General features: G+C 64.0%; 17 protein-coding genes and 1 tRNA gene. 15 read left to right on the forward strand and 3 right to left on the reverse strand.

What is annotated here, in order from left to right; all coding sequences use genetic code 11:
* Window positions 1–172: 172 nt before the first annotated feature.
* The 10 genes from nifJ to DVU_RS14270 all read left to right on the forward strand — a co-directional run bounded on the left by nifJ (window position 173) and on the right by DVU_RS14270 (window position 17,947).
* Complete coding sequence (gene nifJ / locus DVU_RS14225; RefSeq protein WP_010940284.1) at window positions 173–3,820, forward strand: pyruvate:ferredoxin (flavodoxin) oxidoreductase; 3,648 nt, start codon at window positions 173–175, stop codon at window positions 3,818–3,820.
* Window positions 3,821–3,925: 105 nt separating this feature from the next.
* Complete coding sequence (locus DVU_RS14230; protein WP_010940285.1) at window positions 3,926–5,638, forward strand: L-lactate permease; 1,713 nt, start codon at window positions 3,926–3,928, stop codon at window positions 5,636–5,638.
* A 174-nt stretch (window positions 5,639–5,812) separates the two neighbouring features.
* Window positions 5,813–7,198 carry an FAD-binding oxidoreductase gene (locus DVU_RS14235; RefSeq protein WP_010940286.1) on the forward strand — a complete coding sequence of 462 codons (1,386 nt, stop codon included), beginning with the start codon at window positions 5,813–5,815 and terminating at the stop codon, window positions 7,196–7,198.
* A 4-nt stretch (window positions 7,199–7,202) separates the two neighbouring features.
* Entirely contained in the window at window positions 7,203–8,498 is a 1,296-nt protein-coding gene (locus DVU_RS14240; protein ID WP_011791554.1) for a (Fe-S)-binding protein, read from the forward strand.
* A 123-nt stretch (window positions 8,499–8,621) separates the two neighbouring features.
* Window positions 8,622–10,736, forward strand: a complete 2,115-nt coding sequence (gene pta, locus DVU_RS14245) for a phosphate acetyltransferase (protein WP_010940288.1) — start codon at window positions 8,622–8,624, stop codon at window positions 10,734–10,736.
* A gap of 25 nt (window positions 10,737–10,761) precedes the next feature.
* Window positions 10,762–11,970, forward strand: coding sequence for an acetate kinase (locus tag DVU_RS14250; protein WP_010940289.1), 1,209 nt, complete (start codon window positions 10,762–10,764; stop codon window positions 11,968–11,970).
* Between the two features lie 99 nt (window positions 11,971–12,069).
* The gene (locus DVU_RS14255) at window positions 12,070–13,161 is read left to right on the forward strand and encodes a phosphotransacetylase family protein (RefSeq protein ID WP_010940290.1); all 1,092 of its coding nucleotides are present in this window, start codon (window positions 12,070–12,072) and stop codon (window positions 13,159–13,161) included.
* Complete coding sequence (locus DVU_RS14260) at window positions 13,158–13,787, forward strand: lactate utilization protein (protein ID WP_010940291.1); 630 nt, start codon at window positions 13,158–13,160, stop codon at window positions 13,785–13,787. Before DVU_RS14255 ends, DVU_RS14260 begins: the two co-directional genes overlap by 4 nt.
* A 3-nt stretch (window positions 13,788–13,790) precedes the next feature.
* A complete protein-coding gene (gene ldhH / locus DVU_RS14265) occupies window positions 13,791–15,944 on the forward strand; it encodes an L-lactate dehydrogenase (quinone) large subunit LdhH (protein WP_010940292.1) in 2,154 nt (717 codons plus the stop codon).
* 191 nt (window positions 15,945–16,135) lie between these two features.
* Window positions 16,136–17,947 (forward strand): methyl-accepting chemotaxis protein, encoded by a 1,812-nt coding sequence (locus tag DVU_RS14270; protein ID WP_010940294.1) that lies wholly within the window; start codon window positions 16,136–16,138, stop codon window positions 17,945–17,947.
* 182 nt (window positions 17,948–18,129) lie between these two features.
* Here DVU_RS14270 and DVU_RS14275 read toward each other — a convergent pair whose 3' ends face one another.
* Both DVU_RS14275 and DVU_RS14280 read right to left on the reverse strand, forming a co-directional pair.
* On the reverse strand, window positions 18,130–19,209 hold the full coding sequence (locus tag DVU_RS14275) for a DUF362 domain-containing protein (protein ID WP_223295114.1): 1,080 nt from the start codon (window positions 19,207–19,209) through the stop codon (window positions 18,130–18,132).
* Between the two features lie 13 nt (window positions 19,210–19,222).
* Window positions 19,223–20,095 (reverse strand): rhodanese-like domain-containing protein, encoded by an 873-nt coding sequence (locus DVU_RS14280; RefSeq protein WP_010940296.1) that lies wholly within the window; start codon window positions 20,093–20,095, stop codon window positions 19,223–19,225.
* Between the two features lie 142 nt (window positions 20,096–20,237).
* On the opposite strand from DVU_RS14280, the gene DVU_RS14285 reads away from it, so the two are divergent.
* Window positions 20,238–20,314, forward strand: a tRNA-Pro gene (locus DVU_RS14285).
* 234 nt (window positions 20,315–20,548) lie between these two features.
* Here DVU_RS14285 and DVU_RS14290 read toward each other — a convergent pair.
* Complete coding sequence (locus tag DVU_RS14290) at window positions 20,549–21,274, reverse strand: substrate-binding periplasmic protein (RefSeq protein ID WP_010940298.1); 726 nt, start codon at window positions 21,272–21,274, stop codon at window positions 20,549–20,551.
* A gap of 354 nt (window positions 21,275–21,628) precedes the next feature.
* On the opposite strand from DVU_RS14290, the gene DVU_RS14295 reads away from it, so the two are divergent.
* The 4 genes from DVU_RS14295 (at window position 21,629) to DVU_RS16730 (ending at window position 24,288) form a co-directional block, all read left to right on the forward strand.
* Window positions 21,629–21,919: a c-type cytochrome gene (locus DVU_RS14295; protein ID WP_014524604.1), complete on the forward strand. Its 291-nt coding sequence runs from the start codon at window positions 21,629–21,631 to the stop codon at window positions 21,917–21,919.
* Window positions 21,920–21,958: 39 nt separating this feature from the next.
* Window positions 21,959–22,195: a YgdI/YgdR family lipoprotein gene (locus tag DVU_RS14300; protein ID WP_010940301.1), complete on the forward strand. Its 237-nt coding sequence runs from the start codon at window positions 21,959–21,961 to the stop codon at window positions 22,193–22,195.
* Between the two features lie 228 nt (window positions 22,196–22,423).
* Window positions 22,424–23,455, forward strand: a complete 1,032-nt coding sequence (locus tag DVU_RS14305) for a hypothetical protein (protein WP_010940302.1) — start codon at window positions 22,424–22,426, stop codon at window positions 23,453–23,455.
* A gap of 131 nt (window positions 23,456–23,586) precedes the next feature.
* Window positions 23,587–24,288, forward strand: a complete 702-nt coding sequence (locus DVU_RS16730; RefSeq protein ID WP_014524605.1) for a tetratricopeptide repeat protein — start codon at window positions 23,587–23,589, stop codon at window positions 24,286–24,288.
* Window positions 24,289–24,751: the final 463 nt, after the last annotated feature.

The following is a 24,751-nucleotide window of genomic DNA, read 5'->3' on the forward strand; positions in this document are numbered from 1 at the left end:
TAGTTACAGATAACACACCATTGGCACATTTCTTGTTAAACTTGCGGAGTTCGCGCTCTCCGCGCAACGGTCTCGGGCTCGCCCGCAAGCACCGTGAACTCCAGCCTCCGGCCCCCGGCGGCATGCCATTTTCACCACGCGCCCACCACAGGGCAGAAAAAGGAGATCGTAAATGGCCAAGAAAATGAAGACGATGGATGGCAACACCGCCACCGCGTACGTTGCGTACGCGCTGAGCGACACCGCCGCCATCTACCCCATCACCCCGTCCTCGAACATGGGTGAGGCGGCCGACGAGTGGGCCGCTCAGGGCAAGAAGAACATCTTCGGTCAGACCGTGGCAGTGCGTCAGCTCCAGTCCGAAGCCGGTGCCGCAGGTGCCGTGCACGGCTGCCTCGCCGCAGGCGCCCTCACCTCGACGTACACCGCGTCGCAGGGCCTGCTGCTGATGATCCCCAACATGTACAAGATCTCCGGCGAGCTGCTGCCCGGCGTATTCCACGTCTCCGCGCGCGCCATCGCCGCCCACGCCCTCTCGATCTTCGGCGACCATCAGGACGTGATGGCCGCACGCCAGACCGGTTTCGCCATGCTCGCCTCCACCTCGGTGCAGGAGTGCATGGACCTTGCGCTGGTGTCGCACCTCTCCGCCATCGAATCGAGCGTGCCCTTCTGCCACTTCTTCGACGGCTTCCGCACCTCGCACGAACTGCAGAAGATCGAAGTCATCGACTACGACGACATGAAGAAGCTGGTGAACTGGGAGAAGGTCGAGAACTTCCGCCAGAACGCCATGAACCCTGAGCATCCGCACATCCGCGGCACCGCCCAGAACCCCGACATCTACTATCAGGCTCGTGAAGCGGCCAACCCCTTCTACGCCGCCGTGCCCGGCATCGTCGCCTCGTACATGAAGAAGGTGGGCGAGATCACCGGTCGCAAGTACAAGCCCTTCGACTACGTGGGTCACCCCGAAGCCGACCGCGTCATCATCGCCATGGGTTCCGGCTGTGAGACCATCGAAGAGGTGGTCAACTACCTGAACGCCGCCGGTCAGCGCGTGGGCCTCGTGAAGGTTCGCCTGTACCGTCCGTTCTCCGTCGAACACCTGATGGCCGTGCTGCCCGCCAGCGCCGACACCATCACCGTCCTCGACCGCACCAAGGAACCGGGCGCCCTCGGCGAACCCCTGTACCTTGACGTGTGTACCGCCTTCATGGAGCGCGGCGAAATGCCGAAGCTCATCGCCGGTCGCTACGGCCTCGGCTCGAAGGAGTTCACGCCCGCCATGGTCAAGGCCGTGTACGACAACATGAAGGTCAACGGCCCCAAGAACCACTTCAACGTGGGCATCATCGACGACGTGACCGACACCTCGCTCGAAGTCGAAGCCGACCTCGACACCGTGCCCACCGGCACCGTGCAGTGCAAGTTCTTCGGCCTTGGCGCCGACGGCACCGTGGGTGCGAACAAGCAGGCCATCAAGATCATCGGTGACAACACCGACATGTACGCCCAGGGCTACTTTGCCTACGACTCCAAGAAGTCGGGCGGCTTCACCGTGTCGCACCTGCGCTTCGGCAAGAGCCCCATCCAGTCGACCTACCTTGTCAACCGCGCCGACTACGTGGCCTGCCACAAGTCGGCCTACGTGAACCAGTACGACGTGCTGGAAGGCATCAAGGAAGGCGGCACCTTCGTGCTGAACTCCCACTGGACCAGCGTGGAGGACATGGAACGCGAACTGCCCGCATCCATGCGTCGCACCATCGCCCGCAAGCAGCTGAAGTTCTACAACGTGGACGCCGTGAAGGTGGCCACCGAAGTGGGTCTCGGCGGCCGCATCAACATGATCATGCAGACGGCCTTCTTCAAGCTGGCCAGCGTGATTCCCTTCGAACAGGCCGTCGAACTGCTGAAGGACTCCATCAAGAAGGCCTACGGCAAGAAGGGCGACAAGATCGTCAACATGAACATCGCCGCGGTCGACAAGGCCATCGACGCCCTGCAGGAAGTGAAGTACCCCGCTTCGTGGGCCGATGCCGTCGACGTGCCGGTGGCCTGTGCCGAAGAACCCGGCTTCATCACCGACGTGGTGCGTCCCATCCTCGCCCAGCAGGGCGACAAGCTGCCCGTCTCCTCGTTCGAGCCTGACGGCCTCTTCCCCGTTGGCACCGCCGCCTTCGAGAAGCGCGGTGTTGCCATCAACGTGCCCGAATGGCTGTCCGAGAACTGCATCCAGTGCAACCAGTGCTCGTTCGTGTGCCCGCACGCCGCCATCCGCCCCGTGCTCGCCACCACCGAGGAACTGGAAGGCGCTCCGGCCTCTTTCGTGACCATCGACGCCAAGGGCAAGGAACTGAACGGTCTCAAGTACCGCATTCAGGTCTTCGCTCAGGACTGCCTCGGCTGCGGTTCGTGCGCCGAAGTGTGCCCCGCCAAGAACAAGGCACTGGTCATGAAGCCCATCGAGACCCAGCTCGACGCACAGGTGCCCAACCTCGCCTTCGCCGAAGAGAACATCGCCATCAAGGACGACCTGATGGGCCGCGATTCCCTCAAGGGTTCGCAGTTCCAGCAGCCCCTGATGGAGTTCTCCGGCGCCTGCGCAGGCTGCGGCGAAACCCCCTACGTCAAGCTGCTCACCCAGATGTTCGGCGAGCGCATGATCGTGGCCAACGCCACGGGCTGCTCCTCCATCTGGGGTGCCTCTGCACCGACCACGCCTTACTGCACCAACAAGGACGGCCACGGCCCCGCATGGGGTAACTCGCTGTTCGAAGACGCCGCCGAATTCGGCTACGGCATGGGCATGGCCTTCAACCAGCGCCGCGCCAAGCTCGCCGACCTCGTGAAGGAAGCCCTCGAACTCGACATCCCCGCCGAACTGCGCGCCGCCTTCGAAGGCTGGCTCGCCGGCAAGGACGACGCCGAAGCCTCGCGCAAGTACGGCGACGAGATCCTCGCCCTGCTCGGCACCGCCGACGACCATCCGGTGCTGCACGAGATGTGGCACATGAGCGACCTGTTCACCAAGAAGTCCGTCTGGATCTTCGGCGGTGACGGCTGGGCCTACGACATCGGCTACGGCGGCGTCGACCACGTGCTCGCCTCCGGCGAGGACATCAACATCCTCGTCATGGACACCGAAGTGTACTCCAACACCGGTGGCCAGTCCTCCAAGGCGACCCCGCTCGGCTCCATCGCCAAGTTCGCCGCCTCGGGCAAGAAGACCGGCAAGAAGGACCTCGGCCGCATGGCCATGACCTACGGCTACGTGTACGTCGCCTCCATCTCCATGGGCGCGAACAAGCAGCAGGTTCTCAAGGCCTTCAAGGAAGCCGAAGCCTACAAGGGTCCCTCGCTCATCATCGCCTACGCTCCCTGCATCAACCAGGGCATCCGCAAGGGCATGGGCAAGTCGATGGAAGAAGGCAAGCTGGCCGTGGAATCCGGCTACTGGCCCCTCTACCGCTTCAACCCCGAACTGGCCGACCAGGGCAAGAACCCCTTCGTGCTCGAATCCAAGGCACCCGACGGCACCATGCAGGACTTCCTTGCCGGTGAGAACCGTTACGCGCTGCTCGAGAAGATCGCGCCCGAAGAGTCCAAGCGCCTGCGCGCCCAGATCGAGAAGGAATACGTCGAGCGCTACTCCATGCTGAAGCAGATGGCTGAAGCGCCCGCCGTCACCGCCGCCCCCGGCGCCCCCGTGGCCGCCGCTGGCGAAGCCGGTGAGAACTGCACCGTCTCTGAAACCCCCGAACACGCTCGCACCAACGGCGGTTCCGCCTGCGACGACGGTCGTTCCGGGAAGTAAACGGCTTATGCGGAACCGGAGAGGCGTTGCGGCCGCCTCTCCGGTCTCCCTACCACAAGCGGGCGGATCGGGACCGCCCGCCAACCACTACTCCGAGGAGTGTCCATGTCTCTCGAACTTCTAGCTCTCGTAGCCCTGCTGCCCATCCTGGTGGCACTGGTGCTCATGGTCGGCATGCGCTGGCCCGCCACCAAAGCCATGCCCCTGTCATGGCTCGTCTGCGTTCTCGGCGCCATCGGCGTCTGGAACCTGCCCGCCGGCTATGTGACCGCCCTTACCCTGCAGGGCATCGTCACCGCCATCGGCGTTCTGATCATCGTCTTCGGCGCCATCATCATCCTGTACACGCTGCAATACAGCGGCGGCATGGAGACCATCCAGTACGGGATGCAGAACGTCAGCCGTGACAAGCGCATCCAGGCCATCATCATCGGCTACATGTTCGCCGCCTTCATCGAAGGTGCCGCGGGCTTCGGTACGCCAGCAGCCCTCGCTGCGCCGCTGCTGCTCTCGCTGGGCTTCCCCCCGCTCGCCGCAGCCGTCATCTGCCTTGTCTTCAACTCGTTCTGCGTCTCCTTCGGCGCGGTGGGCACCCCCATTCTCATCGGCCTCAAGTTCCTCGCCCCGCTGGTGAAGGACGCCGTGACCGCTGGTACCCCCGGCCTCAACTTCACCGACTTCGGCTCCTTCGCCAAGGTCATCGGCCAGTGGGCGACCATCATGCACGGTTTCATGATCGTCATCCTGCCCATCTTCATGCTCGGCTTCCTCACCCGCTTCTACGGCCAGAACAAGTCGTGGAGCGAAGGCTTCAAGGCGTGGAAGTTCTGCGTGTTCGCCGCCGTCTCCTTTGCGGTGCCCTACTTCATCTTCGCATGGTTCGTCGGCCCCGAGTTCCCCTCTCTGATCGGTGGTCTGGTGGGTCTCGGCATCATCGTCGCCGGTGCCAAGCGCGGCTTCTGCGTGCCTGAAGAGACCTGGGACTTCGGCCCCCAGTCGACCTGGGACCCCGAATGGACCGGCACCATCAAGACCGCTGCCAAGACCGAGTTCAAGGCTCACATGAGCCAGTTCAAGGCATGGCTGCCCTACATCCTCATCGGTGCCATCCTCGTGGTCACCCGCGTGCCCAGCCTCGGCCTCAAGGGCTTCCTGTCCGCCCAGAAGATTCCCTTCGACAACATCCTCGGCTTCAAGGGCGTCTCCGCCTCCATCGACTACCTGTACCTGCCCGGCACCATTCCCTTCACCCTCGTGGCGCTGCTCACCATCCTGCTGCACGGCATGAGCGGTGACGCGGTGAAGCGTGCGTGGAGCGAATCGTTCGCCAAGATGAAGGCCCCCACCATCGCGCTCTTCTTCGCCGTGGCGCTGGTCTCCATCTTCCGCGGTTCGGGCGTCGCCGACGTGGCCCTCAACCCCAACAACTACCCGTCCATGCCGCTGGCCATGGCCAAGGCCGTCGCCGCGCTCGCCGGCAACGCGTGGCCCATGCTGGCCTCGTACGTGGGCGGTCTCGGTGCGTTCATCACCGGTTCCAACACCGTCTCCGACCTGCTCTTCGCCGAATTCCAGTGGGGTGTTGCGGCTCAGCTCGAGTTGCCCCGCCAGATCATCGTCGCTGCGCAGGTCGTGGGTGGCGCCATGGGCAACATGGTGTGCATCCACAACATCGTGGCAGTGTGCGCCGTGGTCGGCCTTGCCGGCCGCGAGGGCATGATCCTCAAGCGCACCTTCTGGCCCTTCATGCTGTACGGTCTGGTTGTGGGCATCATCGCGTCGCTCATGTGCTTCGTGTTCCTGCCCAACCTGTTCTAGTACACACATCGCCTGACATGGGGGGCGGCAGCCGCGGCCGCCCCCCATTTGCATATTGCTGTATGGCTGTGTAACCAGCCAGCAAGACACGGAGCACGGCTCCGGAACATACCTCCGCCACTGCGCCCCTTGACGGCTCCGGGGCGGAGCAACCCGAGACGCGAGGAACGAACCATGCCCAGCGCATCGCTCATCAAGGAATTCGAAGCCATCATCGGCAAAGAGAACGTCTTCACCAGCGAACCCGACCGCCAGAGCTACGCCTACGACTCGGCCGTGCTCGATCAGGTCGTGCCCGCACTCGTGCTGCGTCCCACCGAGACCGAACAGCTCGGCAAGCTCGTGAAGCTCTGCTACGAGAACGACCACCCCATCACCGTGCGCGGTGCTGGCACCAATCTTTCCGGCGGCACCATCCCCGACAAGCGCGAAGGTATCGTCATCCTCACCAACAGCCTGAACAAGATCATCGAGATCAACGAGCAGGACCTGTACGCCGTTGTCGAACCCGGTGTGGTCACCGCCAAGTTCGCCGCCGAAGTCGCCAAGCGCGGCCTCTTCTACCCCCCCGACCCGGGTTCACAGGCCGTCTCCACCCTCGGCGGCAACGTTGCCGAGAACGCCGGTGGCCTTCGCGGTCTGAAGTACGGGGTGACCAAGGACTACGTCATGGGCATCGAGTTCTTCGATGTGAACGGCGGTCTGGTGAAGACCGGTTCGCGCACCGTCAAGTGCGTCACCGGCTACAACCTCGCCGGTCTCATGGCCGCCTCCGAAGGCACGCTCGGCGTGTTCAGCCAGATCACCCTCAAGCTCGTGCCGCCGCCCAAGGCCTCCAAGGCCATGATGGCCGTGTTCGACGACGTCAACAAGGCGTCCGAGGCCGTTGCCGCCATCATCGCCGCCCACGTGGTTCCCTGCACCCTCGAATTCATGGACAAGTCGTCCATCAACTACGTGGAAGACTTCACCAAGGCAGGCCTGCCGCGTGAAGCCGCCGCCATCCTGCTCATCGAAGTGGACGGCCACCCGGCACAGGTCGAAGACGACGCCGCCACCGTGGTGAAGGCCCTCAACGCCTCCGGCGCCACCGAAGTGCACGTGGCCAAGGACGCCGCAGAGAAGTTCAAGCTGTGGGAAGCCCGCCGCAACGCCCTGCCCGCCCTTGCCCGCGCCCGCGCCACCACCGTGCTTGAAGACGCCACCGTGCCGCGCTCGCAGATTCCTGCCATGGTCAAGGCCATCAACGACATCGCCAAGAAGCACAACATCGCCATCGGCACCTTCGGTCACGCGGGCGACGGCAACCTGCACCCGACCATCCTGTGCGACCGCCGCGACAAGCACGAGTTCGAGCGCGTCGAGAGCGCCGTCGACGAGATCTTCGACGTGGCCCTTTCGCTGCACGGCACCCTCTCCGGCGAGCACGGCATCGGCCTCGCCAAGTCCAAGTGGATGGAGAAGGAGACCTCGAAGGCCACCATCGAGTACTCGCGCAACATGAAGCGCGCCATCGACCCGAAGTACATCCTCAACCCCGGCAAGATCATCGGAGCCTAGAGACATGGCCGACCTTACCAAGCTCGCAAAGATGCTTCAGGAGCTGGACGACCACATGGTCGCCTGCATGAAGTGCGGCATGTGTCAGGCAGTCTGCCCGGTGTTCGCCGAGACCATGAAGGAAGCGGACGTCACCCGCGGCAAGATCGCCCTGCTCGAGAACCTCGCCAAGGAGATGGTCTCCGACCCCGAAGGCGTTCAGGAGAAGCTGAACAAGTGCCTCCTGTGCGGTTCGTGCGGCGCCAACTGTCCCTCCGGCGTCAAGATCATGGACATCTTCCTGCGCGCACGCTGCATCGTGAACTCCTACATGGGCCTTTCGCCCGTGAAGAAGGCCATCCTGCGCGGGATGCTGACCAACCCCAAGCTGTTCAACGCCCTGCTCGACATGGGCTCGGTGTTCCAGGGGCTGTTCACCACCAAGGTGAACGACCTGCTCGGCTCGTCCTGCTCGAAGATACTCTCGCCCATCATCGGCGACCGTCACTTCGTGGGTCTGGCCTCCAAGTCGCTGCACAGCCGCATCAAGTCGCTGGACACCCCGGCTGGCAAGAGCGGCGTGAAGGTGGCCTTCTTCCCCGGCTGCCTCGGCGACAAGATGTTCACCAGCGTGGCCGACGCCTGCCTCAAGGTGTTCAGCCACCACGGCGTGGGCGTCTACATGCCCGAGGGAATGGCCTGCTGCGGCATTCCTTCGCTGGCTTCCGGCGACAGGGTCTCGTATGATAAGCTGGTGAAGCTGAACCTCGACCTCTTCGCCAAGGGCAAGTTCGACTACCTGGTGACGCCGTGCGCGACCTGCACCGCCACCATCAAGGAGATCTGGCCCAAGATGATGGGCGACTACCCCTTCGAGATGCGCAAGCAGATCGAGGAACTGGAGAAGAAGACCATGGACGTGAACGCCTTCGTGGTGGATGTGCTGGGTGTGACCCCGGCCGCCGACGCGCCGAAGGGCAACGTCAAGGTCACGTTCCACGACTCGTGCCACATGAAGAAGTCGCTCGGCGTCACGGCCCAGCCGCGCAACCTCATCCGCATGAACCCCAAGTACGACCTTGTGGAGATGGCGGAATGCGACCGCTGCTGCGGTTCGGGTGGCAGCTTCAACCTGTACCACTACGACCTGTCGAAGCAGATTGGCGAGCGCAAGCGTCAGAACATCGTGGACTCGGGCGCACAGGTGGTATCCACCGGTTGCCCCGCCTGCATGCTCCAGATGACCGACATGCTCTCGCAGCACGGCGACCGCGTGGCGGTGAAGCACTGCATCGAGATATACGCCGATTCGCTCGGTTAGGATTAGCGCAGCACACGTAGCATCCATCGTCCCGCGAGGGACGTGAAGACTGCCGCCGGAGACGGTCCGGCGGCAGTCCATAGAGACCGGTGTCACCGGTACCCAAGGGAAAAGGAGACAGGTATGTCCAACAATCTGTACATCACCGCGACAGAGTCGAAGAGCGGCAAGTCCGCGGTGGTGCTAGGCATGATGCAACTGCTGCTGCGCGACGTCCGCAAGGTGGCCTTCTTCAGGCCCATCATCAATCAGGCGTCCACCGACGTCCGCGACCACGACATCAATCTCATCCTGCGTCACTTCGGGCTCGACATCGCCTACGAGGACACCTACGCGTACTCGCTGCAGGACGCCCGCGAACTGATCAACAACGGTCAGCACGCCACCCTTCTGGACAACATCCTCAAGAAGTACAAGAAGCTCGAAGACGCCTACGATTTCGTGCTCTGCGAGGGCACCGACTTTCTCGGCAAGGATGCCGCGTTCGAGTTCGAACTCAACGCCGACATCGCCGCCAACCTCGGCTGCCCCGTCATGGTGGTGGCCAACGGCCAGCAGAAGGCCGCCCGTGAGCTCATCGCCTCGACGCAGCTGACCATCGACCTTCTCGACGAGAAGGGCCTCGACGTGGTCACGGCGGTCATCAACCGCGCCACCGTCACCGAAGCCGAGCGCGAAGAGATCATCAAGAGCCTCGAGTGCAAGGTCAACTGCTCGAACCCGCTCGCCGTGTACGTGCTCCCCGAAGAGTCCACCCTCGGCAAGCCCACCATGAACGACGTCAAGAAGTGGCTCGGCGCACAGGTGCTCTACGGGCACGGTCGCCTCGACACGCTGGTGGACGACTACATCATCGCCGCCATGCAGATCGGCAACTTCCTCGACTACGTCTCGCAGGGCTGCCTCGTCATCACTCCCGGCGACCGTTCCGACATCATCCTCTCGAGCCTCGCCTCGCGTCTTTCCACGGCCTATCCCGACATCTCGGGCCTGCTGCTCACCGGCGGCCTCGAGCCCGCAGCCAACGTCCATCGCCTCATCGAAGGCTGGACGGGCGTGCCCATCCCCATCCTGTCGGTGAAGGACCACACCTACAAGACCATCCAGACGCTGAACGAACTGTACGGCAAGATCGAGCCGGACAACGACCGCAAGATCAACACGGCCCTCGCCCTGTTCGAGCGTCATATCGACAGCAGCGAACTCGGCTCGCGCCTGATCAACCGCAAGTCCAGCCGCATCACGCCCAAGATGTTCGAATTCAACCTCATCGAGAAGGCCAAGCGCAACCGTATGCGCATCGTCCTTCCCGAAGGGGCCGAAGAGCGCATCCTGCGTGCCGCCGACATCCTCGTGCGCCGCGAAGTGGCCGACATCATCCTGCTGGGCGATGCCAACACCGTAGGCTCGCGCATCGGCGACCTCGGCCTCGACATGGACGGCGTGCAGATTGTCCAGCCGAACCTCTCGCCCAAGTTCGACGAGTACGTCGCAGCCTACCACGAGTGCCGCAAGAAGAAGGGCATCAGCATGGAGCAGGCGCGCGACATGATGAACGACCCCACCTACTTCGGCACTATGATGGTGCACAAGGGCGATGCCGACGGCATGGTCTCCGGCGCCATCAACACCACCGCACACACCATCCGCCCGGCCTTCGAGTTCATCAAGACCAAGCCCGGCGTGTCCATCGTGTCGAGCGTGTTCCTGATGTGCCTCAAGGACCGCGTGCTGGTCTTCGGCGACTGCGCAGTGAACCCCAACCCCACTGCCGAACAGCTGGCCGAAATCGCCATCAGCGCCTCGCACACCGCCCGTATCTTCGGCGTCGACCCGCGCGTGGCCATGCTCTCGTACTCCACCGGCAGTTCCGGCAAGGGTGCCGACGTGGAGAAGGTCATCGAGGCCACCCGCATCGCCAAGGAGCGCGCCCCCGAACTGCTGCTGGAAGGCCCGCTGCAGTACGACGCCGCCATCGACATGGATGTGGCACGCACCAAGCTGCCCGGCAGCACTGTCGCCGGTCAGGCCACCGTGTTCATCTTCCCCGACCTGAACACCGGCAACAACACCTACAAGGCGGTGCAGCGCGCCGCCGGTGCCGTGGCCATCGGCCCGGTGCTCCAGGGCCTCAACAAGCCCGTCAACGACCTCTCCCGCGGCTGCACGGTGGCTGACATCGTGAACACCGTCGCGATCACGGCCATACAGGCCCAGGCCGAAAAGGGCCTGATCTAAAGCCTTCGCAAGGACAAGGACTACCATGAACGTACTGGTCATCAATTCCGGCAGCTCGTCCATCAAGTACCAGCTCATCGACATGGAGCGCGAGGTACCTCTGTGCTCCGGTCTCGTCGAGCGCATCGGCGAGCCCATGGGCAAGCTCACCCACAAGATACGCCCCGATGCCGAAGGTGAGGAGAAGCTGACCTTCGAGCAGCCCTTCACCAACCATGTGGAAGGCATGAAGCGCGTCGTGGAACTGATCACCGACGCCGACAAGGGCGTGATCAAGGACAAGTCCGAGATCGGTGCCATCGGACACCGCGTGCTGCTCGGCGGCGAGGAGATCAAGCAGTCGGTGCGCATCGACGACTGGGCCAAGGGCGTCATCCGCGACTACATTCCGCTGGGTCCGCTGCACAACCCCGCCAACCTCGCCGGCATCGAAGTGGCTGAAGAACTCTTCCCCGGTCTGCCCAACGTGGGCGTGTTCGACACCGAGTTCCACCAGTCCATGCCCGCCAAGGCATACCTGTACCCGCTGCCCATCGAGCTGTACGAAGAGCTGAAGATCCGTCGCTACGGCTTCCACGGCACCTCGCACCGCTACATCACCAAGCGTACGGCGCAGTACCTCGGCAAGCCCCTCGACGAGCTGAACATCATCACCTGTCACCTTGGCAACGGCTGTTCCATGGCCGCCGTCAAGAACGGCAAGTGCGTGGACACCACCATGGGCATCACGCCTCTCGAAGGCCTGATGATGGGTACCCGTTGCGGCGACATCGACCCCGCCATCGTGCCCTTCCTCATGGAGAAGAAGAACCTCTCGCCCGCCGAAGCCGACACGCTGATGAACAAGCAGTCGGGTCTCAAGGGCATGTGCGGCATGAACGACATGCGCGACCTGCACGCCGCCCGTGAGAACGGCAACGAACGCGCGCAGCTTGCCTTCGAGATGTTCACCTACCGCATCAAGAAGTACATCGGTGCCTACTACGCCGTTCTCGGTCGTGTCGACGCCGTGGTCTTCACCGCCGGCATCGGCGAGAACGACGACTTCGTGCGCGCCGAAGTGTGCGCCGGTCTCGACTCGCTGGGCATCGCCGTCGACCCCGCACGCAACGCCGTGCGCAACGGTCAGCCCCGCCACATCAGCCCCGACGGCAGCCGCGTCGCCGTTCTCGTGGTCCCCACCAACGAAGAACTGGAAATCGCACAGGCGACCCTCGACGTGCTCAAGGGCTAGGTTCACACAGGCTAACGCATCAGCCACGGACGGGGCGCGGCAACGCCGCGCCCCGCACCGTGCTTTCCGGGCGCGACGCGTCCGGCAACGGGAGACGGCATGGTCGGCATCTACATAGGCTCCACGGCAGCGGCAGCAGGCAAGAACCTCGCCTGCATGGCCCTCGGGCTCGTACTCGGGCGCGACGGACGTTCCGTGGGCTACATGAAGCCCTACGGTCAGCGCCCCCGCATGGTCGACGACCGCACGGGCGACATCGACGCCATGCTCGTCCAGGAGGTGCTGGGCCAGAACGCCGACCCCGAAGTGGTCACCCCCGTCGTCGAACCCGCCAACATCCGCGCCATGTCGCTACGCGGCGGCAACGCGCTCGAACGTGTGGGCGCAGCCTACACCGCACTCGCCCGAGGGCGCGACGTCATGCTCGTCGGCGGTACAGGTTCGCTGTTCCACACCGGACGCGCCCGCGGGCTTGACGGCCTCGCACTGGTGCGCCGTCTCGACCTGCGGGTGGTGCTCGTCGAACGTTACCACCCGCACCCCGAAGGCGGAGGCATCGACCACGACGCCATCCTCTACGCCGCCGACGTGCTCGGTGACAGGCTGGCGGGCGTGCTGCTGAACGACCTTCCCGAATCGTACCAGCGCGACGCCGAAGAGGTGCTCGTGCCCTATCTCGCGGAACACGGCGTCCGCGTACTCGGCCTTGTGCCGCACGACCCGTTGCTGCACGCCATTCGTGCCTCCGACCTCGCCGTGAGGCTCGGGGGCAGGCTCGTGTGCGGCGGCAAGGGCTCGCAACGCCTCGTGGAAGGCTTTCTCATCGGCACCATGCAGGTCGAGAACTTCATGAGCCACTTCCGCCGTCACGCAAACACCGCCACCATCGTCGGCGGCGACCGCACGGACCTGCAACTCGTGGCCCTGGAAGGACAGTGCCCGTGTCTCGTCCTCACCGGGAACATGCCGCCCGATGAACTCATACGACAGCGATCGGAACAACACGGGGCTCCGGTGATCGTGGTCCGCGAAGACACGTACACCGTCGCCCGCAAGATGGAAGAAATCCTCAACAGCCAGAAGCTGCGCGACCTTGTCACCATACGTCGCGGCGCGGACATCGTCGCGGGTGCGCTCGATCGTGCGGCACTGCTGGCGCAAACTGGCATCCCCAAGGGAGAGAACCGATGAGTGGTAACCAGGACCTCGCCCGGCTCATGCGTGAGAAAGCCGAGGCGATCGCCGCGACCGTCGTAGAACTGAAGGACATCAACGAAGCCTTCGCCTACGCCCTGGACATCTGTGAGAAGAAGGAAGCCTGCCAGTTGCTCATCTCCGGCTGTGAAGAGAAGCTTTCGGACAACGCCGAAGCCCTCTGCGAGATGAAGCAGAAGAAGATCATCGCCGCGCCCAACCTCAGCGACAAGGAATACGATGCCTTCGCGAAGCTCTGCGAAGAGCGTGGCATCGCCTGCGTGCGCGAAGGTCTGCGCAAGCACCTTGCGGGCATCGACATCGGCTTCACCCATGTGACCATGGGCATCGCCGAGACCGGCACCTGCGTGGTCAGCTCCAACAGCGAAGAACTGCGCCTTGCCTCCATGATCAGCGAGTTCCATGTGGCCGTGCTGCCCAAGTCGAAGATCGTCGCCACCTCGTACGATGCCGAGGCGACCCTCAACGAGTTGATGGGCACCGGCAAGCCCCACTACACCGCCTTCATCTCCGGCCCCAGCCGTACCGCCGACATCGAGCGCGTGCTCTCACTCGGCGTACACGGGCCCCTCGAACTGCATCTCATCCTGGTGGAGGGCTAAACCATGCAGAACAGCAAGACGCTGAAGGAATACCGCAAGGAACTGCAGGAGTCGCTGGACAACGAATTCCTGCGCAACGCCATGGACAAGTTCGCCGTGGCCTACCGCGCCAGCCGCGCCAACGCCTTCAAGGACATCGACGAGAAGGCCATCATCGCCGAAGTGGCCGACGCGAAGGACCACGCCGCCAAGAACATGGACACCCTCTACGCCCAGTTCAAGGCCGAGGCCGAGAAGCGCGGCGTGAAGGTGCACCTTGCACGCACCGCCGCCGAAGCCAACGAGATCATCGCCCGCATCGCGCGTGACAACAACTGCAAGAAGGCCATCAAGTCCAAGTCGATGACGGCGGAAGAGACCCACCTCAACCACCGCCTCGAAGAGGACAACGTCGAAGTCATCGAGACCGACCTTGGCGAATGGATCATCCAGATGCGCCATGAAGGCCCCTCGCACATGGTCATGCCCGCCATCCACCTGTCGCGTTATCAGGTGGCCGACCTGTTCAGCGAAGTGACCAAGCAGAAGCAGGAAGTCGACATCCAGCGTCTGGTGAAGGTGGCACGCCGTGAACTGCGCACCCACTTCGCCACCGCCGACATGGGCATCTCCGGCGCCAATTTCGCCGTGGCAGAGACCGGCACCATCGGCCTCGTCACCAACGAAGGCAACGCCCGTCTCGTCACCACCCTGCCCCGCGTGCACGTGGCCCTTGCCGGTCTCGACAAGCTGGTGCCCACCCTGCACGACGCCCTGCGCTCGCTGAAGGTGCTGCCCCGCAACGCCACCGGTCAGGCCATCACCTCCTATGTGACGTGGATCGGCGGCGCCAACGAGTGCGAAGCCTGTGTCGACGGTCGCAAGGAGATGCACATCGTGTTCCTCGACAACGGTCGCCGTGCCCTCGCCGAAGACCCGTTGTTCTCGCAGGTACTGCGCTGCGTGCGCTGCGGCGCATGCGCCAACGTGTGCCCGGTCTACCGTCTGGTTGGCGGCCACAAGATGGGCCACATCTACATCGGCGCCATCGGCCTCATCCTCACCTACTTCTTCCATGGTCGCGACAAGGCCCGCAACCTGGTGCAGAACTGCATCAACTGCGAGTCGTGCAAGCACATCTGCGCCGGTGGCATCGACCTGCCGCGCCTGATCAAGGAAATCCGCGCCCGCCTGAACGAAGAGGAGGGCATGCCCGTCGAGACCACGTTGATGGGCAAGATGCTGAAGAACCGCAAGCTGTTCCACACCTTGCTGCGCTTCGCCAAGTGGGCGCAGAAGCCCGTCACGGGCGGTACCCCCTACATCCGCCACCTGCCGCAGATATTCGCCAAGGACCATGGCTTCAAGGCGCTGCCCGCCATCGCCGACAAGCCCTTCCGTGACGAATGGGAGACCGTGCGCCCGCGCATCGCCAAGCCCAAGCTGCGCATCGCGCTGTTCTCGGGTTGCGTGCAGGACTTCGTCTACCCCGAGCAGATGAAGGCCGCCGTGAAGGTCATCGCCAGCCAGAACGTGGACATCGACTTCCCCATGGACCAGAGCTGCTGCGGCCTGCCCGTGCAGATGATGGGCGAGCGCGAAGCCACCATCGAAGTGGCCCGCCAGAACGTCATGGCCTTCGACGCGGCACGGTACGACTACATCGTCACCCTGTGCGCCTCGTGTGCCTCGCACCTGAAGGAGACCTACCCCAAGCTGCTCACAGGGCATCCCGAGATGACCACCCGCGTGCGCCAGTTCTCCAACAAGATCATCGACTTCAGCTCGTTCGTCCATGACGTGCTCGGCATGAAGTCCGATGCCTTCAAGGGCGGCTCCAACGAGAAGGTCGCCTACCACAGCTCGTGCCACCTGTGCCGTGGTCTTGGTGTGGTGGAACAGCCCCGCAACCTCATCGCCGCCTCCGGCGCGACCTACTGCAAGGCCGAAGAAGAGGACGTGTGCTGCGGCTTCGGCGGGACGTTCTCCGCCAAGTTCCCCGAACTCTCGGCGGAACTCCTGCGCAAGAAACTCGACAACGTCGAAGCCACAGGCGCAGGTCGCCTCGTGGCCGACTGCCCCGGGTGCATCATGCAGCTTCGCGGCGGCATGGAGAAGCGCGGCGGCAAGGTCAAGGTCGGCCACGTTGCCGAACTGCTGGCCGAGAACCTGAAATAGCACGACATCGACCAACGGGGGGCCGTCGCGACGGCCCCCTTTTTTTTCGTCATGCGCCAGCAGCCCTCAACTTCATCGCCTATGTGACGAATGACAGACTAACGGCCTTGCATCCATACGCCGTTGTGTCAGGCTGGTCATGAGGGCATCATGTCCTGCACTATCAACATGCATACCACCCCGGGGTACCCATGCTGCGTAACTATTCCATCGCCACGCGCGTCATTGCGCTACTGGTATTCATGGTCCTGTTCGTCGGCGGCGTCATGGCCGCCTACCATCACACCATCGACAAGGTCTCGGGCCTGGGCGTCGAAGAGACGCAGAAGGTCATGCTCGAACAGGAGAAGATGAAACTCCAGGTGGCCACGCATTCCGCCAGCCTCGCCCTTGGCGAACTCACGGCGCACCTCACCGATGACGAGGCGAAGGTGGCGGCCATCCGCAAGGCCATCGACGGCATCCGCTTCGAGAAGGACAAGTCGGGCTACTTCTTCGTCTACAGGGGCACGGTCAACGTCGCGCTACCGACCAAGAAGGAAGTGCAGGGCAAGGACCTTGGCGGTGCCAAGGACAAGAACAACGTGTTCTACGTCCGCGAACTTTCCCAGCGCGCCGCACAGGGCGGCGGATTCGTCGAGTACGTCTTCGACAAGCCCGGCAAGGGCGACCAGCCCAAGCTTGCCTACGCCGAAGCCATTCCCGGCACCGACTACTGGATAGGCACGGGCGTCTACATCGACAACATCGACGCCACCAAGACCGCCATCAGCAAGGACATGGGCGACGTGGTCGCAGACGAAGTCACGCGCCTGTTCCTCATCATCGCAGCCGTCCTCGTGCTTGGCGTCATTCCGCTGTGTGTGCTCATCATCACTGGTATCGTGCGCCCGTTGCGCGAGGCCACGGGCGCGGCGCAGGGGGTCGCCGCCGGCAACCTCGACATCCGCATCGTGGAACAGGGTCGCGACGAAGTGGCCCAACTTCAGAAGGCCCTCAACAGCATGGTCGCCACACTGCGCACCAACATGGACGACATCAAGGCCAAGGAGGCCGAAGCCAACAGGCAGGCCGATGTCGCCCGTGACGCGGCCCGTCAGGCCGACGAGGCGCGCATGAAGGCCGCAGCAGCCACCAGAGAGGGCATGCTGACAGCGGCGTCACGTCTCGAAGGTGTTGTGAAGCGCATCAACGGTGCAACCAGCGACCTCGAACGCAGGGCCGGAGACATCGACCGCGGCACGGACAACCAGCTTGCCCGCATCGGCGAGACGGCCACCGCCATGGAAGAGATGAACGCCACCGTGCTTGAAGTGGCCCGCAACGCAGGCCGCGCCGCCGAACAGACCGACTCTTCGCGTGCACAGGCCGAGAACGGCGCCGAGATGGTGAGCCGCACCGTGAAGGCCATGGAGGACCTGAAGCAGCTTGCCACGGGGCTGAAGGACAACATGCACCGCCTCGGGCAGCAGTCGGAGGCCATCGGGCATGTCATGAACGTCATCAACGACATCGCCGACCAGACCAACCTGCTGGCCCTCAACGCCGCCATCGAAGCGGCCCGTGCGGGTGAAGCGGGACGCGGCTTCGCCGTCGTGGCCGATGAAGTCCGCAAGCTTGCCGAAAAGACCATGGGTGCGACCAAGGAGGTGGGCGACTCCATCCGCGCCATACAGGGACTGGCCCGCACCAACGTCGACTCCATGGACGAAGCCGTCTCCGCCATCGACGGGGCAGCGCGCCTGTCTTCCTCCTCCGGCGACCTGCTGAAGGAAATCGTCCGCACGGCCCATGACGCCGCAGGGCAGGTACAGGCCATCGTCGCCGCCGCTGAAGAGCAGTCCGCCGCCAGCGAGGAAATCACCCGCAGCGTGGAGGACATCAACCGCATCGCCCGTGACAGCGGCGAACTCATACGCGCCGCCAACAACGACATCCGCGACCTTGCGGAACAGGCCGAAGAGTTGCATCAGCTCATCAACGCACTCAAGAACGACGCATGACGGAACGGCGCACGGCTTGCCGGGGGGTGGCCGTACGCCAGCATGGGGGACGGGGTGAGGCGCACGCCATGCCCACACTCCGGAATGATGAAGAACAGGCGGCGAGGGTGGCGACACCTTCGCCGCCTTCTCGTGTCAGGGGAACGAGGGAGGGACGGGACACGCACCCCGCGCCGATGCCGTCACCCGCGCAACGACGACAGGACACGGCGGCACAGGCTGCGCAGCAGCACGCCGGGGGCGAAGCTCACATCCTTGAGCACACCGGGCACCACGAAGCCCCTCCCGTCGAACGCAGAAGGCCCCTCAAGCGGATAGTCCATGTCGGCGGGGTCTGTACCGGGAAACCCTCTGCGGCGCATCTCGCCCCACAGGGGCACCACAGACGGGTCGAGGCCGATGACCGAACAGCACACGGCATCCAGTGCCGCAGGCGACACCGAGGCCCCCATAAGGCCCAGGCCGAAGGGTTCGCCCCCCGCAGGGCCGGTGACATGCATGCAGGTGACAGCATCGCACAAGGCCGCCACAGGGGGCAATGCCGCGAAGATGTCCGCCACAAGGCCGCCGAAGACCCGCGTATCCGCACCGTGGGTGGTATGCGCCAACGCCTTGCGCACGCCGCACACGCAACCGAAGAGGTTCTTCACCGCGCATGTCACGCGCATCTGGCAATGGGCCTTGAGGCGAGGGACCGAAAGGATGGCGTCTGCGTCCAGTGCGTGTCGCGAGACGCCTATGGTGGTCGTTCCTCCGCCGCCGTCCGCCACCTCGACCTGTCGCGGCCCATCAAGCTGGATGACGGCAAGCCCGAGGGGGGCCAGCGCGTCAGCAAGGCCGATGCGCGCCGCAACGCCCTGCGCCGTCCCGAAGGCCGGAGAATCGCCCACGGTCACGTGCACGCCATGGGCCTGCAACCAGACACAGGCGGCGCGCACCACTTCAGGATGCGTGCAACACAGCCCGCTGGGCTGAAACCGCAACAGATTGGGCTTGACCAGCACCCGGGCACCGCAGGCCGGTCGCCATCCCGATGCGTCGAGCACGGCACTCACGGCAGCCTCGACCGCGAGGCGGTCATAGCCTGAACACCGGGCAAGGGCGACCACGGCACGGGCAGCATCCCCTTGCAGTCCGCGTGTCCCCGGCGATGCATCCTGCACGCCGTCTGTCACGCCCTCCGCCGGAGGGCATGAACCCGTGGGGGCAGCCGTCGCCGCCTCCGCCCGTCGCCCGTCATCGGGTCGGACTCCACTTGCCATGGGATGACTGCAATCAGGCCGTGGCATCCGCCCCTTCCTCACCGAAACGGGCCATGGCGGCGACGATCATGCGGGCGTGGGCCTTCTCTTGCGAGGCGAGGTCGAGAAAGACGCGCGCGGCATCCTCGCCCAGCCCGCTGCCCTGCACCGCCTCGTCCGCGAGGGTGCGGTAGAGGTCGTATGCGGCGAACTCCAGTTCAAGCGCGAGGTCGGCCACTTCATGGCAATCGCCCGTCGAGGCGGAACGTATCCACGGTTCCAGTTCATCCACGCTGCGTCCGCCTTCGAGGACTCGTCCTTCCAGTGTCTCGAAGAGCGTCTCGAAGGGAGGCAACTCACCGTCTGCGGCAGCCCACCACTTGCGCAATTCGCGGTAGATGACACGGGCGTGTGCCACCTCGACGCCCACCAGCCTGTCCATGAGTTCGCACACCACGGGCCTGCCGCTGGCGGCGCGCACCCGCGTGTAAAGGCCGTGGACAGCCTTCTCCATGTCGATGGCACGCAGCAGCAGACTGCGCATGTCGCTGACGTGGGCGAAGGTCGCAAGGCGTGGTTCGTCGGGCACGGTATGGCCGTCCCAAGCCAGAATCCCCCCCGCAAGGTCGTACAACGGGCCGAGGGTGAGGCCCGATTCCACCGCGAAGGTCAACGCCGCGCGTGAACGCGCCCCGCTTCGGCAGTAGAAGATATGCGTCCTGCCGGGAACAAGCTCATCGAGACGCGCCTCGACCTCGCCCACAGGAATATGTTTTGCCCCGGGCAGATGCCCCTGACGGTATTCGGCCGGTTCGCGCACGTCGACGATCTCATAGTCCGCCTCGTCATGCGTTGCCGTAAGACGCCGTAATTCCTCCGGCGTCATGGTCTCGTAGCCTGCTTTCATGGCTCCCCCCTTCGGGCATCAGCCCATTATGGAACTATGGCGCAACTGGGCGGTCATCGCAATATTCCATCTTTTTTTCGGGGGCAGTGTTTTTTCATGTTGACACCATCGGGCCATAGGGCTAAACACCCTTCTCGCACGTCGGGATGTAGCGCAGCCTGGGAGCGCACTTGAATGGGGTTCAAGGGGTCGAAGGTTCAAATCCTTTCATCCCGACCATTTTGCAAAAAGCACGAGATTACCCCAAGGGGACCAACGCAAGTTGGTCCCCTTTCTCGTTGATGAAGCGAAATGCAAACGGGCAGCCGGGGCTACCCGTTCCGAAACGACTGTTCTGCCAGAATAACGCCTGCCGCCCCTGCACCGGTGCATCTTGCACCATGGTACAGGACGTCAACCGCCCGTCTCCCCCGCAGCAGCCTGCCGCGCTGCCGGATTTCAGTCCCTGCCCCTCTACAATCGGTCAGATGCCATGCCCAATCGGCCCTTCTGCCCGACAATGACGCGGTGCAACGTGCCGTCGCGGCGCATCCTGTCGATGATGGCGTCGACCCGCGGAAGCAGGTGCGCATACCGCCGGTGCAGCACAAGACTCACCGGCACCTTGCGCTTGAAGGTATAGACCACTTCGAACGCATCGCGGGGCAAGTTCAGACGCTCCCCCCAGTACCGGGCTTCAAGGATGTTGACGATGGCGGCGTCCAGCCTCCCGGCAGACAGCTTGCGAAGCATGAGGTCGGTACCGGGCGTGTCCTCGCGCTGCATGTTGCCGTGCGCGAAGGCATCGTCGAAGCCATCGGCGTAGACGTAACCCGGCAGCGTTCCCACCCGGCAACCGGCCACGCAGTCGGGCCCTCCGGGCCTTCGCACCGCGCCCTTGCGCGCCAGCACCACATTCTCCATTTCGAGGATGGGCTTGGAGAAGACCACATGGTCACGCACAGGGCTCATCCATTCGGCCGAAGAGCACGGCAGCATATCCGCACTGCCACGCTCGAACTCCAGCAGGAAACGGGGCTTGCTCCGTTCGACCACCGTGGGATGCCTGCCAAGTTCGCGAGCGACATGCAGTGCCACCTCCATGCACATCCCCTGAGGCGTCCCAAGCACATCGAGCGAAGAGAAAGGGGGCATCGCACTGGTCACGATACGGAATTCCCCCGACATTCCGTCGGGCATGGAACCTGCGCCGCCGCCCGACTCGGCAGTGAGGCCGGGTTGGCGTTCGGCATGGGGTGTTTTGAAACCGGTGTCACCGGCACGATGCCCCTCGTCACTCCGTGCCACACCCGATAAAGATGTCACCAGCGCCAGACAGAAGAGACAGGCCGCCAGCAGTAGGCGCACTTGCGACGCGCGGCCACCGGGAATGCGGCTTGCGCACCCCCCGTTCCGTCGGCGTGTACCGCCTCCGCCACGACGCTCCGTGATTTTTGAAACCATAGAAAAATGCATGGGAGTACGGTATAGCAACCACAGAGTGTGAGCAACGGCTTGCGCCAAGTACGCCGCCCATCGACAAGGAGGCCCACCATGCGTTTCATGCGCCTCATCATTGCAGCATCATTGATCCTTCTCGCCGCCTCGCCCGGTATGGCCGCCGACGGCAAGGCGCTCTTCAATGCCGTGTGTGCCCGCTGCCATGGAACCGACGGCAGCTTCAAACTCAAGGGCAAGACGGCAGTGCAGGTAGAGACGGCCCTTGAGGGCTACAGGCAGGGCACCTACGGAGGGCCGCAGAAGGCGACCATGCAACAGCAGGCCGCCCGCCTCTCTCCCGAGGACATCAAGGCCCTCGCAGCCCATATCGCCACCTTCCAGTGACATAGAACGCTCCCTCATACTCAAGACAAGGAGTCGACCATGATGCAACGTCACCTTTGCCTCACCTTCCTCGTCCTCATCCTGTGCTCAACCCTGCTGGCTGGCTGCGGCTCGAACCGCTACGTTCTCGTGACGAGCGACTATGGCATCCATGTCGCGTCGGGCAAGCCTCGCCTCGACCCCAAGAACGACACGTATTCCTTCCGTGACGAGACCGGCAGCGAAGTGGTCATCCCGCGCGCCGACCTCAAGCAGATGCGCGAGATTCGCGACTGACACCCCCGGCAGGCACGCGCCTTCTGCACTCGGCCGCTGCGTTCACGCCTGACTGAAGGCACCAGCCGGACGCCGCAAGATGCCGTGACGACACCGCACGAGACCCTCCGCACGACGGAGGGTCTTGCCTTCCACCACAGAGGCTTGCCTCCTGTCCGTGCCGCACCGAACCGATTCCGGCACCGCACATACCGGAGGGGTTCCGTTCGGCTTGGCAGGCGTGGCACCATGCCGTACACATCCCGCATGACCACAACCGCCATGACGCCGCCCTCCGCCCCTGCCGCCTGCACGCACGATTCAGGCACACAGCCCATCCATGCAGTGCCCGCCGCTGACAAGCCCGCCGCTGACACGCCCGCACACCCCGCGACTGACGGGGCGTACCGCCTGCTGGTCATGGGTCTTGCCGCAGGATACCACTACGGCGATGTGCGCCCTTTCGTCGCCTCGCTACGCGAAACGGGCTTCGCGGGGGACTGTACCCTTTTCGTCAGTCCCACCACCCGCGACCTTGACCGCATCGCCGCGCATGATGTGGACTGCCGCACCATCGACCGGCAGACCGACTACGAAGCCTTGTCCCATCTGCCTTGGAACGCCTTGCGGTTCTTCATCTACAGGGACCATCTACGGCGTCTGCCCTCCCTTCCGGATGCCGTATTGCTCTGTGATGTGCGCGACATCATCTTCCAGTCCGACCCGGCTGCCCGGTTGTGGGGTACCGGTCTCTGCTGCACGCTGGAAGACAGACGCATGACCGTGGGCGACTGCCCCTACATGCGGCGCTGGATGTGCGGACACCTTGGCGAACCTGCATGGAACGCCATCGCGCACCACAACATCTCGTGTTCCGGCACGGTCGCCGGGGGTGCCAGCGCGGTGCTGTGCTACCTTGACGCCATGTGCGACGCGCTGCTTCCCTTCATGCCCGGCCCCGGCATGGCGGGGTATGACCAGGGGGTGCACAATCACCTGCTGCGCAATGGCGCACTCGGCATCGCACGCCTCACCGACAACAGCAGCGGGCCCATCCTCACCCTCGGGTACAAGACGACCATGCCGGAACGGGACAACGACGGCCGCATTCTGTGCGACGACGGCACGCCCGCGGTCATCGTGCACCAGTACGACAGAATGCCCGGACTCTTCGCAGACGTACGCGCACGCTATGCGCCGCCGCGACGCCCGCGCGAGACCCGGCGACCGCGCAAGACCGACCGGCAACGCCGCAGCGCACACGGCGACACCTCGGCCTGACGCCCCCCGGACGAAAGCCCCCTGTCATCTGTCAACCCCTTGTCACCGGACAGGCATTCTGCTGCAATGCCGCCAAGCCATGATGCAGCGCCCTTGCATCATGGCAGGGACACATTCGGGGGACACACTCAATGGGCACACTCACTGACCGCCTTGCCACGTTGCGCGTGGCGGGCATCTTTTCGACGTCCGGCAACAAGGTGAACAGCCGGGGGACGTCGCGACATCAGGCCGGACGCATCTATCACGGCGCCCGTACCGTCGCTGCCGGGGTTCTTGAGATATGCACCCTTGTGGACGACATGCCCTACTCGGGCCCCATGCTCGAGGCACGGCGCATGGAGGCTCAACGGTTTCTCGCCGTGGCCATGCCCGAACCAGCCTACCTGCTGCACCGCACCCTCCCGCGCCTTGACGACAGGCCCGAAGTGCAGGGCTATCCACGCACACGCGAGGACGTGGTGCGCGGTGCCTGCGGTCAGGCCCTGCTGTTCCTTGCCCACGGACGGGCGGATGCGGCACTGGCCCTGTATGATTTCCTGCTTGCCGAAGGCTGCGCCATCGAAGGCCAGAAGAGAATCATCAACGCCCTCGCCATGGAACTCCGCAAAGACGGCGAACCAGCCAAGGCACTGGCCTGTTTCGAGACATTGCGCGACATCTTCGGCACCGACGAGAATCTGCACTGCAACATGGCACGCTGCTGCCTCGAAACGGGAGACCGGGCCGCCTGTTCCGTCCATGTGGCAGAGGCTTTGCGCATCAACCCCTACTGCGTGCCGGCCCTCCGTTTTGCGGAGTACCTGCGCACGCAGCGGTTCAGACAGGGCTGAACAGGTCCCCGCAACGCCCTGCGGACTCCTTGCCGCAAAGGCAAAGTGCCGTAGGCCCCGGCCTGAAGGGCGGTCTGCATCAAGATGCAGACGCCGCGCCCCCTCACATATCGTGCATGGTTGATGACACGCACAGAAAGGGCACCGCAAAGCGGTGCCCTTTCTGGCGGTTGCCAATACCCGGCAGCCATTCTTCCCAACTGACGGTGCCCACTCCCCAGCCCTACTCGAATATGCTGAAAAGCCCGGTCGCTACCATTCACGCGAGGCCGCGATGAGCACAAGCGCAAGCGCGAATGCCACAAAAAACCACAACATGCTTCCCCCCTCCATAAAAACACGATAGAACATCGCACTGTCGCGTGGAATGGGGGTTTTCCCTACCATCGGCTTCGCACAGGGCTGAATATTTTCATCGTGCCTCTGGCGCTCGAATCGCGGGCGATGTATTCTGGACGGTATG

Origin of the sequence: Nitratidesulfovibrio vulgaris str. Hildenborough (assembly GCF_000195755.1) — a bacterium.
Classification (GTDB): Bacteria; Desulfobacterota; Desulfovibrionia; order Desulfovibrionales; family Desulfovibrionaceae; genus Nitratidesulfovibrio; species Nitratidesulfovibrio vulgaris.

Excerpts from the sequence above, each read along its gene's own strand:
- nifJ (WP_010940284.1), top strand. The coding sequence starts at position 173 with ATGGCCAAGAAAATGAAGACGATGGATGGCAACACCGCCACCGCGTAC.
- DVU_RS14230 (WP_010940285.1), top strand. The coding sequence starts at position 3,926 with ATGTCTCTCGAACTTCTAGCTCTCGTAGCCCTGCTGCCCATCCTGGTG.
- DVU_RS14235 (WP_010940286.1), top strand. The coding sequence starts at position 5,813 with ATGCCCAGCGCATCGCTCATCAAGGAATTCGAAGCCATCATCGGCAAA.
- DVU_RS14240 (WP_011791554.1), top strand. The coding sequence starts at position 7,203 with ATGGCCGACCTTACCAAGCTCGCAAAGATGCTTCAGGAGCTGGACGAC.
- pta (WP_010940288.1), top strand. The coding sequence starts at position 8,622 with ATGTCCAACAATCTGTACATCACCGCGACAGAGTCGAAGAGCGGCAAG.
- DVU_RS14250 (WP_010940289.1), top strand. The coding sequence starts at position 10,762 with ATGAACGTACTGGTCATCAATTCCGGCAGCTCGTCCATCAAGTACCAG.
- DVU_RS14255 (WP_010940290.1), top strand. The coding sequence starts at position 12,070 with ATGGTCGGCATCTACATAGGCTCCACGGCAGCGGCAGCAGGCAAGAAC.
- DVU_RS14260 (WP_010940291.1), top strand. The coding sequence starts at position 13,158 with ATGAGTGGTAACCAGGACCTCGCCCGGCTCATGCGTGAGAAAGCCGAG.
- ldhH (WP_010940292.1), top strand. The coding sequence starts at position 13,791 with ATGCAGAACAGCAAGACGCTGAAGGAATACCGCAAGGAACTGCAGGAG.
- DVU_RS14270 (WP_010940294.1), top strand. The coding sequence starts at position 16,136 with ATGCTGCGTAACTATTCCATCGCCACGCGCGTCATTGCGCTACTGGTA.
- DVU_RS14275 (WP_223295114.1), bottom strand. The coding sequence starts at position 19,209 with ATGGCAAGTGGAGTCCGACCCGATGACGGGCGACGGGCGGAGGCGGCG.
- DVU_RS14280 (WP_010940296.1), bottom strand. The coding sequence starts at position 20,095 with ATGAAAGCAGGCTACGAGACCATGACGCCGGAGGAATTACGGCGTCTT.
- DVU_RS14290 (WP_010940298.1), bottom strand. The coding sequence starts at position 21,274 with ATGCCCGACGGAATGTCGGGGGAATTCCGTATCGTGACCAGTGCGATG.
- DVU_RS14295 (WP_014524604.1), top strand. The coding sequence starts at position 21,629 with ATGCGTTTCATGCGCCTCATCATTGCAGCATCATTGATCCTTCTCGCC.
- DVU_RS14300 (WP_010940301.1), top strand. The coding sequence starts at position 21,959 with ATGATGCAACGTCACCTTTGCCTCACCTTCCTCGTCCTCATCCTGTGC.
- DVU_RS14305 (WP_010940302.1), top strand. The coding sequence starts at position 22,424 with ATGCCGTACACATCCCGCATGACCACAACCGCCATGACGCCGCCCTCC.
- DVU_RS16730 (WP_014524605.1), top strand. The coding sequence starts at position 23,587 with ATGGGCACACTCACTGACCGCCTTGCCACGTTGCGCGTGGCGGGCATC.